This is a genomic window from Bradyrhizobium sp. SZCCHNS2022, assembly GCF_032377575.1.
GTDB classification, from domain to species: domain Bacteria; phylum Pseudomonadota; class Alphaproteobacteria; order Rhizobiales; family Xanthobacteraceae; genus Bradyrhizobium; species Bradyrhizobium aeschynomenes.
In genome coordinates, this window is the sequence record NZ_JAUHHZ010000001.1 from 2,974,551 (window position 1) to 2,987,552 (window position 13,002).

Genomic DNA, 13,002 nt, shown 5'->3' on the forward strand with positions numbered 1-13,002 from the left:
CATGGGGACGCGACGGTATTGGCGAATCCTGCGGTATTATGGACAATCCGTGCGCCGATCGAGTGCGCGACGACCCTGCTTTGCCTGCGAGGAGCCGCAGCACAACTCGCGATATTGTCCGGGTGTCAGGCCGGTAGCCTTGCGGAAGACACGCGTGAAATTGGCTTGCGATCCGAAGCCGAAGTCGAGCGCGATCTGGACCAGCGTCGCGTCGTTGTGCGCCAGTTCATGCCGTGCCGCCTGGACTCGGCGATCGGTGACGTAGCGATGCGGCGACAGGCCGGTCGCCTCGCGAAACAGGCGCGAGAAATGGAACGGGCTGAGACAGGCCTGGGCGGCAAGTTCGTCGAGCCGGATGTCGGCGCCGAGCGAAGCTTCGATGAAGTCGATCACGCGTTGCAGCCGGCGCGGATCAAGCGAAGGCGATCTCTCGGGCGGCCGCCAGCGATCGATCGTATAGCAACCGATGAGATGGGCCGCGAGCGCGGTCTGGATGCCCTCGACGAACAACGCATCGGTCGGCTGGCGCGGCCGATACAACAGATCGCGCAGCGGCGAGCAGATCTGGAAGATCACCTGGTCTGCAAGGCCGTCGGCATAGGCGATCTCAATTTTGTCCGGGTCGACGTCGAAATCGGCGAGCGCGCTTTGATCGAGAAGCGCGGGGGGAAGATAGAGATGCAGGCACTCCATCCGGTCCGACAGTTCGAGATGGCTCTCCTGCGTGCCGACCGGAACGAGATAGGTCATCCCCGGCCGGGCGAGACTGGTTTGTGTTTCGCCATTGCCGGTGCGCGAGACGATGCCTCCGCCGGACAGCAGCAGCACGAGCTCGTTACAGATTGGAACGGGCGTCTCCTGACGACCGGCCGCGAACTTGCGATGCTCGATGCCGAGGTGTTGCCAGTCCTTGGCTTCCGCGAGCTTCTCACTGTTCCGATATTTCTCGTCCCCATGCGTGGGGAGCGGCATTGTGGCCTCCGCTCGATCCGGGGGTATCTCGACTAACGCTGCCGGTCGTCCCCACTGACCTGCCACTTGTTCGCGACAGCGCAGGCAAAGTCCAGGGAGCGCGCGGTTAAAAGAGGTAAATCGCAGTAAACGCAGAGGCTTGCTGGCGACCCCAGTCCCCTCGGACGATTGTTGAGGCTGCGCAGCAATCAGCAAGATCGGTCCGTCATCGCGCAGAAACCGAGAATATGTCCGCGCTCATCCGCCGTAGGAACGGCTGAGCCAATCAGCCACGTCTAAGGAGACGAGAGCATGTCACTGAAGACCATCCTGCCCGGCAAACTGGGATTCGGCGCCGCACCGCTCGGCAACATGTTCCGCGACATTCCGGAAGACGAAGCCCTGGCGACGGTCAGCGCCGCATGGGACAGCGGCATCCGCTATTTCGACACCGCCCCGTTCTACGGCGCTGGGCTCGCCGAGTTGCGCCTGGGTGCGGCGCTCGCTGGGCGGCCGCGGGCTGACTATGTGATCAGCACCAAGGTGGGCCGTCTGATCCTCGACGAGATCGAGGACGTGAACGCGCGTGACCTCGGCGAGAAGGGCGGCGTGTTCAAGCATGGACGTCCCAACAGGATCGTCAACGACTACACGGCCGATGCGACGCTGCGCTCGATCGAGGACAGCCTGAAGCGGCTGCGCCTGGACCGCATCGACATCGTCTTCGTTCACGACGTCGCGCAGGACTTCTACGGCGACGAGTGGCTCGGCGTGTTCGATACCGCGCGCAAGGGCGCATTCAAGGTGCTCGACCGGCTGCGCGACGAGGGCGTGATCAGGGCATGGGGGCTCGGCGTCAACCGGGTCGAGCCGATCGAACTGCTGCTCGCGCTAGATGCGCCGCGGCCCAATGGCTGCCTGCTGGCAGGCCGCTACACGCTGCTCGACCATGCCCAGGCGTTGCAGCGGCTGATGCCAATGGTGGCCGAGCACGAGCTCGGACTCATCGTCGGCGGCCCCTATAGTTCCGGGGCGCTCGTCGGCGGTCCGAACTTCGAATACGCGCCGGCTCCGCCCGAGATCATCGAGAAGGTGGCGCGCATCAAGGCCATCGCCGATCGCCATCGCATCAGCATGAAAGCGGCCGGCCTGCAGTTCGCTCTCGCCAATCCGGCAGTTGCGGCTGTCATTCCCGGAGCAAGCCGCCCCGACCGTATCGCGGCCGATCATGCCGCGCTCGCGGAAGTTATTCCTACCGCGTTCTGGAGCGAGCTTCGCGCCGCCTGCCTCATCCATCCGGATGCTCCGGTCCCGGAGACGAACTGACCGGCCTCAGAGCGGAGCACAGCAAGTTGCGGCCGGTCCCGGCTCTCTCTCGGCCGCAACACTGCCTGTTGACCTCGAGGAGATTGCAGATGACCGACGCTGTGAACAATGCCGCCGATATCGAATGCTCGACCATGCTTCGCGCTACTGACGGGCCCGGCCGCTTCCGCCTAGCAGGCCTCGTCGCCGAGCTATGCGGCCATTCCGATTGGCGCCTACTCCGTGGTGGCGCAGGCGCGGGCAAAGCTGATGCGACTCCGGGCCCTCAATCATCGCGTCTCTGGGCAGCCTGATCGCGCCGAGCGTCTCCCTCCTAGCCGCGATCGACGAGGCCCGCAGCATCGGGGCGCCGTCATCCGAACTGCGCGCCGCCAGCGAGCTTGCGGCGCATCATCTCGAGACTGGCTATCCAGGAAAGGCCAATTCCATCCTGTCGCCTGTCTGCCGGCAGTACCGGGAAGGGTTCGCTATGCAGGGCCTCGTGAGAGCGTCGCACCTCCTGCGGCGAGCCGGCGAGATGACATTGTAGGATCGACAAGCCCAACGATCCCAACGAGCCCAACGAGCCGCTGAGCCGCCATGATCCGGCAATTGTTTTCCGACGCGCTTGGTGGGATCCCAGTGATCGCTTTGTTCCCTTGACGGCTTGGCTGCGTGCTCCTGCAATCGACGACCCGCAGCGGAATTCACTGCGGGTCGCAACGAAAGATGATCTATTCCGCTTCGATCATCGGTCGGCAGACTCGATGAATGCGGCGACCTCCCGCGGATGGGACAGCATCACTGCATGGCTGCTGCTTATCTCTTCCACTCGCGCGCCGCTTCGCTTGGCCATCTTTCTTTGCGAACTTGGAGTTATCATGCGGTCTTGCGACGGGATCAGGAAAACACTTGGTTTTGCCTTCCAGCCCACCTTTGTGACCTTCGCTTCAACGGCGTGCAATCCCCATGGCACTTGCGCGGCCGCCATGAACTCGGTGAGAGCCACGGGCGAATCCGCTGCAAAGGACGTCGGGAACTTCGCGGGATCGACCAGTAGATAGCCGTTCTGCGGGGGCAGCAGTGGTGCCTTAACCTCGCCGGGCTCTGCTGGCCACGAATTCAGCGATGCGGCCGATTCGCCCGTATCCGGCGCGAAAGCTGCGATGTAAGCCAAGCTCTTGACCTTCGGATTTTCGCCAGCCTGCGTGATCACCATGCCGCCATAGGAGTGGCCTACCAGCACGACAGGATACTTGGCTGCTGCGATCACTGCCTCTGTAGCGGCGACGTCGCCTTCGAGTGTGATGGTCGGATTCTGGACCACCAATACTTCGTAGCCGTCCTTCTTGAGAAGATCGTAGACCGCTTGCCAGCCTGAGCCATCGACGAACGCTCCGTGGACGAGGACGACGGATGTCGCTTTCTGCTGCTGAGCTCCCGAGGATGTTGACGTCATGACAAGCGCGGAGAGCGCCAGCAACGGTGCCAGATACTTCATATGATTTCCCTTCGTCTTGTGGAGTGGAATAACAAATCAGCCAGCGTTGGCTTCGTGCGAACGTCTTGCATCAGCGTCATTTGTTAACTTGATCGAGAAAGTCGTTGATCAGTGGCGCCATCACGTCGATTTGGTCCTCGAGTGCGAAGTGGCCGGTGTCGAGCAAGTGCAACTCGGCTTCCGGCAAATCGCGCAGATAGGCGTGCGCGCCTGCTTCAGCGAAGACTTTGTCGTTCTTGCCCCAGAGGATCAGGGCGGGCGGTTTACGTTCGCGGAAAAACGCCTGGAAGGCCGGATAGAGCGGGACGTTGGTCGCGTGGTCGTACAGCAGGTCGAGCTGAATATCCTTGTTGCCCGGGCGATCCAGGAGTGCCTGGTCATTGACCCAATTATCAGGGCTGATGCGAGTCGGATCGCGTACGCCGTCGGTGTACAGGAACTTCGTCGATGCGGCCGAGACGAGGAACGAAAGCGCATTCCTCCGCTCCTCCGTGCCTTCCTTCCAATACGCCTTGATCGGCTCCCAAGCGTCTCGCAAACCCTCTTCGTAGGCGTTGCCGTTTTGAACGATGAGGGCAGTCACACGCTCTGGATGTTTGAGGGCGAGCCGGTAGCCGACCGGCGCCCCGTAATCCATGACGTACATGGCGTAGCGCTTTGCACCGAGTTGATCCAGCAACACATCGATCATCTCGGCATAGTTCGCAAACGAATAGGAGAATCGGCTGCGGTCTGGAGCGCCGCTCTGCCCGAAGCCAGGATAGTCCGGCGCAATGACATGATATCTGTGGGCCAGCTTCGGGATCAAATCGCGAAACATATGCGAGGACGACGGAAAGCCATGCAAAAGCAGAGCGACCGGCCCATCTGTCGGCCCAGCCTCCCGGTAGAACACGTTCACGCCGTTGATAGCGGCCGTGCGGTAGTGAACCGTTGAAGAGCCCGCTGCGCGGCCAGGTATCGGCAAGCGATGAGCGGACGCGCCCGGTCCGCAATCGGACGCCGTGGGTTCCCCGAACGATGGATGGGCACTCGCCATGATCAAGCCGATGGCAATCGTGCAGGACAGACGCATCGCAACTCCTTCGGTCGTGCACCAGGTTATTTCGCGGTAGTCGAGTGCGATCAACATCGCCTCGTCAGTCTACTGATCTGTCGTCTTCGCAATTCGTGACAGAAGCGCAATTGCGTGCGCAACCCTTACGAACCGGCCGTCTCGCGCTGTGGCAACTGAAGCTCAGCGACATTGCCAATATGTCGAAGGCAACGATTATCTGACATCCAAGGCCTCCGCGACGACTGCCGTGCGCTCGGCCAATTTGGGAGCCTTGGCCAGGTACTCCTGATAATGCTGTGAATTGCGATGCGCTTCGACAGCAGCGCCGTCCAGATAGAGTTCGTCAAGGACGTAACGATGATCGTCCTCCCGGTCGCGCCAAATGTCCCAACGCAGATTTCCGGGCTCGGCTCTGCAATGCGGCGCCATTCCGACAAGCAGATCTCTAAGCTCAAGGCTTTTGCCAGGGTAGGCAACCAGAATGGCTGTAATCTTTGACGGCATTGTACAACCGACCTTTTTCGTGACTGCGGCCTCCGAGGCGGCCAGGCTAGACTTGGCTGCTTCTGAGTGCCGCCAGCAGCTCCTTTGCCAGAGGCCCGGCTGACGCAGGATTCTGCCCGGTGATCAGGCGCCCATCGACGACGACGTGCGGCTGCCAGTTTTCTACAGACGTATATTCAGCGCCCTCGGCCCTCAAAGCATCTTCAAGCTCATAAGGAACATCTTCACGTGCGTAGTCGTACTCTTCTTTCTTCGAGAACGAAGTCAGCTTCCTTCCCTGCACGAAAGGCTTACCGTCGCCAAGGTCTACTCCGAGAAGCGCGCATGGACCGTGACAAACGGCCGTCACGATTTTTCCCGTGCTCCATGCACGCACGACCGCATCATGAACGGTAGGATTTCGCTGGATATCGACCATCGGCCCAAGTCCGCCTGGCACCAGGATCGCATCAAAATCCGCAGCATCCACCTCGGCCAGCTTGCGGCTGCGATTGAGACGGCGAAAAGCCTTGCTTTCAAGGAAGGCTTTTTGCGCAGGATCTTTCTCGTCGTAGGCGTCATAGGGCGTCCATCCACCTCTCAAGGAAGCGAACTCGACCGCGATGCCTGCCTTGTCAAGAACATCGAACGGATGCGCAACCTCGGCGAAAAAGAAGCCCGTCTTGCGATTCTGCGGGCCGATCACTGCCGCGTTGCTGACGATAAACAGGACGTGCTGGGTCATGATCGGCCTTCTGGAGAGCTGCAAAAGTGAGATGTCGCAATGACGTTATCGCCGGGCCCCAGAACCGTATTTGCGAATCCTGCGGGATCATGAGCAATCCCTGCGGTCATTCGAATCGGGCCCATCGGCATTTGCCTGGATCTGGTCGCTGCACAATTCGAGATACTGCCCCGGAGTGAGGTCTGCGGCCTTACAGAAGAGGCGCGTGACGTTCGCTTGCGAGCCAAAACGGAATTCAAGGGCAATTTCCACCAGGGAGACTCGGCTGCGCGCGAGTTCGTGCCGCGCAGCCTGAACGCGCCGATCAGTTACGTATCGGTGCGCTGACAATCCGGTCGCTTCGCGAAACAGCCGGCAGAAATGATCGGGGCTGGGACAGGCCTGAGCACGCGCTGCAGTCGCCTTGGATCGAGCGACGGAGCCTGTCTGGCGAACGCCGGCGATCAATTGTATAGTTGCCCCAAATGTGCGCCGCGAGCGCGACTTGAATCCCTTTCCCGAACAGCGCGTCAGCCGACTGTCGCGGACGATGAAGCAGATCCAGAGGCGGTGAGCAAATGAGGAAGTGCACCCGGCCCGTCAAACCGTGAGCATAGGCGATTTCGATCTTCACCGGATCGATATCGGAATCCGCAAGCGCGCTCTGGTCGAGGAGCGCGGGCGGAATTTAGAGATGGAGACGCTCCGTCCGGTCCGGAAGCTCGATATGACTATCCCGCGTCCCAGATGGGACGAGGTAGCTCATGCCAGGGCGCGTCAGGCTCTTCTGGATTTCACCGTTGCCTGTTCGACACACCATCCAGCCGACTGACAGCAGCATCACCAGCTCGGTGCAGATGGGAACCGGCGTCGCCTGGCATCCTGCTTCAAGCTTACGATGTTCTATGCTCAGCCCTGGTCAGTCGTTGGCCGCTGCGAGCTTGTCGGTGTTTCGGCACTTCTGATCTCCATAAGTCACGAGTGCCATCAAGACCCCGCAAGTTGCGGTAATTTCCCCCTCCCATCGCGAGAGAACGATCATTCCGCCTGGTCAATGAGTGCAGCCCCGGCCAGCTGCAACGCGCATACTCAGATTCTCACAAGGAGCGACAGCGAAGTCCAGAGGTGGCACGGTTAAAAAGAGTTAAAAGCGAGCGACAACAGGTTGCACTCGCGTATCGCGCTGCCTGGAAGCCGCCCTCTCACCGCAGATGAGCAAGATGCGATCGTCGTCGCGGGAGTTAAAGGAATCGCAACTGATCACGCGCGCTCGAGAGTCTAGCAACGGCCATGTCGCCAAGGATCAGGGCCAGCTATGAAGCCGATTACATTTTCATTTGCTGCCAAGGCGACGGGTCTGCTGCGGTTCGCGCCGGCGAACCAAGGTAGTGGCAGCTGTCATTTCCGGCGCGATCCGCCCAGGCATTGCCGAGAATCGCGCGGCGCGCTTAAGGAAGAAGCGCTTCCCCCCCCCCCGCAACTCCGCTTCCCCACTTAAGTGCAATTCGAAAGCGTGCTTCGCCAAGTCTCCACAACTCGATGATGAGGCATCGGCCTCTGCGCATAGCCGTTCGCAGCATGCCAAAGAAGTAGCCAGAAGCGCCTCAGGCGAGGAATTCCACGCTGCACTCGTGCAATTGCAAATGGTTCGCTTTAACAACTCTGGAGGCCATGATAATACCGGTCGATCTCATCGACTGATTGGCTTTGCTCAATGCGGACCGCCACAAAGAAACGGGGCGCCCCCCGACAGGAGTTGACGTTCAGCTTCGGTCCTTTTCGACTGGTCCCCGGCCGTCAGCTGCTTCTCCTCGACGACCGCCCCGTCAAACTCGGCGGACGCGCCTTCGAGCTCTTGCGGCTGCTGGTGCAGCGCCGTGGCGAGCTCGTCAGCAAGAACGACCTGACGGCGGCCGCCTGGCCCGGCACGTTCGTTCATGACAGCAATCTCAAGGTCAATATGTGGAGCTTGCGCCGCTCGCTGGGAGACACCCAGATCGAGCCCATCTACATTGCGACCGTCGCACGGCGCGGGTACAAATTCATCGCCGATGTCCGGGTCGGGATCGGCGATGTCCAGGACGAGCCGACGCCAGCCGATCCGCCCCCGCTTGCGCACCCGCCATTGCCGCGCGGCATCGTCGGCCGGGAAGCCGATATCACCGCCATCGCCGATCTACTCGCCGAGGACAGACTTGTAACCCTGGCCGGCACCGGGGGGATCGGGAAGACAACCGTCGCCCTAGCCGTCGCACAGGCGTACGCTTCAAGATATCACGACGGCGTCTGCTTCGTCGATCTCGCGACAATCTCCGATCCTACCCTGTTCGGCGCGGCGCTAGTGACGGCGCTCGGTATCCGAGGCAATACGGACATTGGTCTGGCTGCTGTCCTCGACTTTCTGAGGCCGCGGCAAATGCTGCTCATTCTCGACAATTGCGAGCATGTGCTGCCCGCTGCTACGATCTTTGCCAGCAAGTTCATGACGGACACATCGGCATCCAGGCTGCTTGCCACGAGCCGCGAGCCGCTCGGCACCACCATTGAGCATGTCGTTCGGCTTGGCTCTCTCTCATTTCCCAGCTTCGGTCTTGGACTGTCGGCCGATCAGGCTGTCAGATTCCCGGCGGTGGAGTTGTTCGTCCGACGCGCCACCGAATGGTCGGATTACGAGTTCGTCGACGAAGATTGCAATGCAATAGCCGCGATCTGCCATTCGTTGGACGGACTTCCATTGGCCATCGAATTGGCTGCAGCCCAGATCGGCAGATTTACTCCGCAGGAGCTATTGCTCAATCTCGATCATAAGCTTGGTTTTACCGCGGCCGGGATCGCCTCGTTGCCCCGCCATGAAACTCTCATGGCTACGATTGAGTGGAGCTACCGGCTGCTTTCGCAGAAGGAAGCCAGGTTGTTCGCGGTATTGTCGGTGTTCAGTGACGGATTCGAGCACGATGACGCGGTCTTCGTGGCGAACGCGGCGGGGCTCACGCCAATCGACGTTGTGACCGCACTCGGGAGTCTCGTCGCCAAATCACTGTTGAGTGCGCAGGCCCGAGGCTCGAGCCTGCGATACCGGCTGCTCGACAGTACACGCCGCTACGCTGCCGAGCGGTGTCGGGGCGACCCGGCGTGCGGCTCGGCGATGCGCCGGCATGCGGAACGCATGATAGCGCTGTTCGAGCAGTCGGAGGAGGAGTGGAATTGGCGCGAGCCGGCCGATTGGACCGAGCGCTATCTCGGCCGCATTGCCGATCTGAGAAGCGCACTCTCATGGTCGTTCGGCGAGCAAGGCGATCCCATGCTCGGCATCAGGCTTGCGGTTGCGGCCATCACTCTCTGGTCGGAAACCTCCATCCTGTCGGAGGCGCAGGCGCGGCTGGAGGTCGCACTCGCCTTGGCCAAGCGCGTCCCATGCGACGATCTGTCAAAAGCGAAGCTCGCCTGTGCCCTCGGCTGGAGCCTGTTCTACGCTCGCAAGAGTTCGAATGAGAACGAGGTCGCTTGGCTTGATGCCATCGCATTCGCGACACGCGCCGGCAACGTCGATTATCAGCAGCGCGCGCTGGTAGGTTTCGCGTTCTACCTGCTCCAGATCGGAGAAATCGCACGTGCCATAACCTATCTTGAGCAGGCCACCTCGCTGGCCGGCCGGGACCGCGATTCGACGGCCACATCCGAAGCCGACAGGGCCTTGGCCTGGGCCCACGCCTTCGCAGGCGAATTGAGCAAAAGCCGCCCGGTTCTCGATCGTCTCGCGTCAACCCATTCGCTGGCCCAGGGACGTTCGCGCAAGGATGCAAATGAGGTCTACCGCTTCATCACCGTCCGCTTCAACCTGCCCTTCGTCGCGTGGATGCAGGGGCAGGCCGACTACGCCGCCAAGCTGGCTCGCGACGCCGTGGATGCTGCAGACCGCGGCGGCCATTGGGTGTCGCAGTCGAACGCACTTGGGCTGGCCGCTCTTCCCATCTCGCTTGAAATTGGCGATCTTGACGCGCTCGCGTTCTTCACAGAACGTTTGCGTCGCAACCTGGAACGAGAGCGCATCTCTCGCTGGGTTTCAGTCGAGCGCTATTTCTCCGCCTGCCTGCGCAACTTGCGCGGCGATCGGCGGGCGGTGGAGGATATTCGGGTTGCGATCGATGAACTGATAGAATGCCGCTTCTTGATGCGGATCGGCAGCTATCTGGCTTTCCTCGCTCGTGCATACCTGCGGCAGGGACGGGTCGCGAAAGCGCGGGACGCCATCAGGCGAGCGATCGATTATCAGGAACGCCAAGGCGAACGCTGGTGTCGCTCGGAACTCCTTCGTGTCAATGCATCGATCCTTCTCCACGCAGGCGAAACTGACCGCGCTGAAAAGCTGTTCAATCAGGCGCTTGCCGACGCTCGCGCTACCGGCGCGTTGACTTTCGCACTTCGAACCGCCACCGACCTCGCGGCTCATTGGGCGACGACAGGCCGCGAGAAAGACGCAGTCCAATTGCTCGCTCCGATTTTTGGGGAGTTTACTGAAGGGTTTGGCGCGCAAGACCTCGTCCGCGCCTCTAGGTTGTTGGCGGAGATAGACGACGGAACCAGCGGCCGGGACTCATAAAGAACAAGTCCGACATGGAGCTGATCTAACTGGCAAGCTCTTGATCAAAAGGGACTACGGACTCGTTTAATACGTAGTCGACTTCTGAAGGTTGGCACTGCCTCGTGCATCTACTGCTCTCCCTCCGCCAGAGCTACGCCCCTCCAACCCTTATCAATTGGGCAACTCAAAGGAGGCCTTCTTGTACCGCTTGGTAGACCGTGCGCACGGTGGGTTGGAAACCGAGGCCACGCGCCAGCGACGCATCGATGTGCAGATGCCAGGGGTTCTTCATCGGCTCGGCTGAAGCCTCCATCCTTGCGCCGGCGAGACCGACCAACTCGTAGATTGTGGTGGGCGCTTCGTCGGCAATATTGACGATGCGGCCATCGAATACACCCGCGAGCGCCAGCTTCATGGCAGTCGCGATGTCGCGGTGATGGATGGTGCTCATGCGATTGGCGGGGTGGAATCCGAACGCCGCCATATGCTTGGGAAGCATATCGAGGTGGCCATCACCGTCACCATACACAAACGGGAACCGTAGAATCGCCCAGTTCAGCCCGCTGTCGCGGAGCAGCGCCTCGGCCGCGACCTTACTTGCCGGGTAGGCAAGATCCGGCTCAACCCTGTCGCTCTCACGGCTGGGCTGAGGACTATTCTCGTTATAGACGTTCGAGGTGCTCGCCATAATGAAGCGCGCATATGGAGCATGGGCCTGCACCGTAGCGATGAGGCTGCGTGTACCGCCCAGATTGCTTCGCCAAATCAGGTCGGCGTCTTGCGTGCGAAACACTGCCGCAAGGTGGATGACTGCCGAGACGCCGGTGGCGGCCTCCGCCAGCGATTCAGGCTCAAGGAGGTCCCCTTCAACGGATGTCGTGCCAGCTGGGCTGTTCTTGCCACGACGAACCAAGACCCGGCAATCCTCGCCCGCTTCCATCAGACGCGGCAGCAGGCGTTCGCCTACCAGGCCGGTTGCTCCGGTTATGAGAACTGTCATGATTTCTATGCCTTCATTCGTTGATTGAGGCGCTCGGTCGCGACTTTCAGCACGCGCGCGGTCGTTGCAAGGTCAGCCTCGGAAAAACCGCCAAATGCCGCCTCATGGATAAAGCCCAGATCGGGCAACTTTCCCCACAGCCTTCTTCCCGCTGGGGTTAGGCGCAGAAGTTTCTGGCGTTGATCAACCTCGTCAGCGACCTGTTCAACCAACCCCTTGCGGACAAGCGTCGCGACAATGGTACTCAGCGTCGCCCGTTCAATTTCAAGCAAGCGCACCAGTTCGCGCTGCATCGTCGGTCCCACTTGGGCCAACTGATGCAGGACATACCATTGAGTAGCGCCGATCCCATGCGGCCTCAGCGCGTCTTCCATCATCGCACGCCCCGCGAAAAAGCAGCGCTTTGCCCACGCCCCTACCGAAAAAGGCCCGTGATCATTGCTTTTGTTAGCCATCTAACATATAATGTCAGCTAGCTAACTTGATGTCAAGAATGGTGATTTGAGGGACCGGAGAAATACAAAATGTCATGTCAAGCAAGGGTGTCTCAGCCGGAACGCAAGCGCCTTGCTTCAGTCTTGCGCTGTCGGCCGTATGACTATGCTGCCAACATCGACTTCGAACGGCTGCTCAAGCGCAAAGAGAATGCCCCGGGCGACGGCATTGGGGCCCCTGCTGGATGTAACAGGCTATGACGCATGCAAGATCATTGAGGAGCAAGGTCGGTTCTCGAATACTCGCGAAGGTCGAATTTTTCCTTACAACGGACGATCCGTTGGAACAGCATTTCGTCGTCAGTGCCAGCAATTGAGGACCGATGACCTTCATTTTCACGATTTGCGTCACGAAGGCACGAGTCGCCTTTTCGAAGCTGGATTTTCCATCGAACAGGTCGCACTTGTCACCGGGCACAAGGATTGGAAAATGCTGCGCCGCTACACACACCTAAAGCCAGAAACACTCCACTCCATCCGTTCAGCGCGGGTTGCCTGACAGGCGCCGAGAACATTGGACAAGTGAAGAGCTCAAACTGGAGTGGGAAGAGAATCGAACCCTCGTATTCAGCTTGGAAGGGTTTCGACAGTTGAATACTTTCAAGGCGCGTTCGGACAAAAGTTAGCTCCAGGCGCGATTGAACTGAAATAGCCTTTCTGGATTGTCCGAATAAGGCGGCCGGAAGATCGCTCCTCACCCGCGGGCTGGAGAGATAGTCACTCTGCTGAAAACATGCTGCAGGTCGGCGCGCCTGCGACCCAACAGTTAGGAGCCGCGATCTTGGGCTCTTTGACGTGTGCCAGAAGTCGCCGGTTCAGCCGTCTTAATTCAGGCTTGGCTTCAGAGGCAGCCCGTGGTGGCGCGGCAATCGTCCTGAGCTGCAAGTGAGCGCAACTCATGAAAC

Annotated in this window: 11 protein-coding genes; 3 read left to right on the plus strand and 8 right to left on the minus strand. The window is 60.3% G+C overall.

Annotation, left to right across the window (positions count from 1 at the left end; translation table 11 throughout):
- Nucleotides 1-36 precede the first annotated feature (36 nt).
- Nucleotides 37-1,167 carry an AraC family transcriptional regulator gene (locus QXZ94_RS13235; protein WP_315720773.1) on the minus strand — a complete coding sequence of 377 codons (1,131 nt, stop codon included), beginning with the start codon at nucleotides 1,165-1,167 and terminating at the stop codon, nucleotides 37-39.
- A 96-nt stretch (nucleotides 1,168-1,263) separates the two neighbouring features.
- On the opposite strand from QXZ94_RS13235, the gene QXZ94_RS13240 reads away from it, so the two are divergent.
- Nucleotides 1,264-2,277, plus strand: a complete 1,014-nt coding sequence (locus tag QXZ94_RS13240) for an aldo/keto reductase (RefSeq protein ID WP_315720774.1) — start codon at nucleotides 1,264-1,266, stop codon at nucleotides 2,275-2,277.
- A gap of 727 nt (nucleotides 2,278-3,004) precedes the next feature.
- Here the strand turns inward: QXZ94_RS13240 and QXZ94_RS13245 are convergent.
- The 5 genes from QXZ94_RS13245 to QXZ94_RS13265 all read right to left on the minus strand — a co-directional run bounded on the left by QXZ94_RS13245 (nucleotide 3,005) and on the right by QXZ94_RS13265 (nucleotide 6,489).
- On the minus strand, nucleotides 3,005-3,715 hold the full coding sequence (locus QXZ94_RS13245) for an alpha/beta hydrolase (RefSeq protein WP_409998792.1): 711 nt from the start codon (nucleotides 3,713-3,715) through the stop codon (nucleotides 3,005-3,007).
- 118 nt (nucleotides 3,716-3,833) lie between these two features.
- Entirely contained in the window at nucleotides 3,834-4,796 is a 963-nt protein-coding gene (locus tag QXZ94_RS13250) for an alpha/beta fold hydrolase (RefSeq protein WP_409998793.1), read from the minus strand.
- Between the two features lie 231 nt (nucleotides 4,797-5,027).
- Entirely contained in the window at nucleotides 5,028-5,318 is a 291-nt protein-coding gene (locus QXZ94_RS13255) for a putative quinol monooxygenase (protein ID WP_315720776.1), read from the minus strand.
- Between the two features lie 46 nt (nucleotides 5,319-5,364).
- Nucleotides 5,365-6,042, minus strand: a complete 678-nt coding sequence (locus tag QXZ94_RS13260; RefSeq protein WP_315720777.1) for a type 1 glutamine amidotransferase domain-containing protein — start codon at nucleotides 6,040-6,042, stop codon at nucleotides 5,365-5,367.
- Nucleotides 6,043-6,129: 87 nt separating this feature from the next.
- Nucleotides 6,130-6,489: a helix-turn-helix transcriptional regulator gene (locus QXZ94_RS13265; RefSeq protein WP_315720778.1), complete on the minus strand. Its 360-nt coding sequence runs from the start codon at nucleotides 6,487-6,489 to the stop codon at nucleotides 6,130-6,132.
- 1,288 nt (nucleotides 6,490-7,777) lie between these two features.
- Between QXZ94_RS13265 and QXZ94_RS13270 the strand changes: the two genes are divergently transcribed.
- The gene (locus QXZ94_RS13270; protein WP_315720779.1) at nucleotides 7,778-10,621 is read left to right on the plus strand and encodes an ATP-binding protein; all 2,844 of its coding nucleotides are present in this window, start codon (nucleotides 7,778-7,780) and stop codon (nucleotides 10,619-10,621) included.
- 166 nt (nucleotides 10,622-10,787) lie between these two features.
- On the opposite strand, the gene QXZ94_RS13275 is transcribed toward QXZ94_RS13270, so the two are convergent.
- Together QXZ94_RS13275 and QXZ94_RS13280 are read right to left on the minus strand one after the other, a co-directional pair.
- A complete protein-coding gene (locus QXZ94_RS13275) occupies nucleotides 10,788-11,603 on the minus strand; it encodes an NAD(P)-dependent oxidoreductase (protein WP_315720780.1) in 816 nt (271 codons plus the stop codon).
- 5 nt (nucleotides 11,604-11,608) lie between these two features.
- Nucleotides 11,609-11,980 (minus strand): MarR family transcriptional regulator, encoded by a 372-nt coding sequence (locus tag QXZ94_RS13280; protein ID WP_315720781.1) that lies wholly within the window; start codon nucleotides 11,978-11,980, stop codon nucleotides 11,609-11,611.
- A gap of 268 nt (nucleotides 11,981-12,248) precedes the next feature.
- Here QXZ94_RS13280 and QXZ94_RS13285 point away from each other — a divergent pair, with 268 nt between their 5' ends.
- Nucleotides 12,249-12,596 carry a tyrosine-type recombinase/integrase gene (locus QXZ94_RS13285; RefSeq protein ID WP_315720782.1) on the plus strand — a complete coding sequence of 116 codons (348 nt, stop codon included), beginning with the start codon at nucleotides 12,249-12,251 and terminating at the stop codon, nucleotides 12,594-12,596.
- Nucleotides 12,597-13,002: the final 406 nt, after the last annotated feature.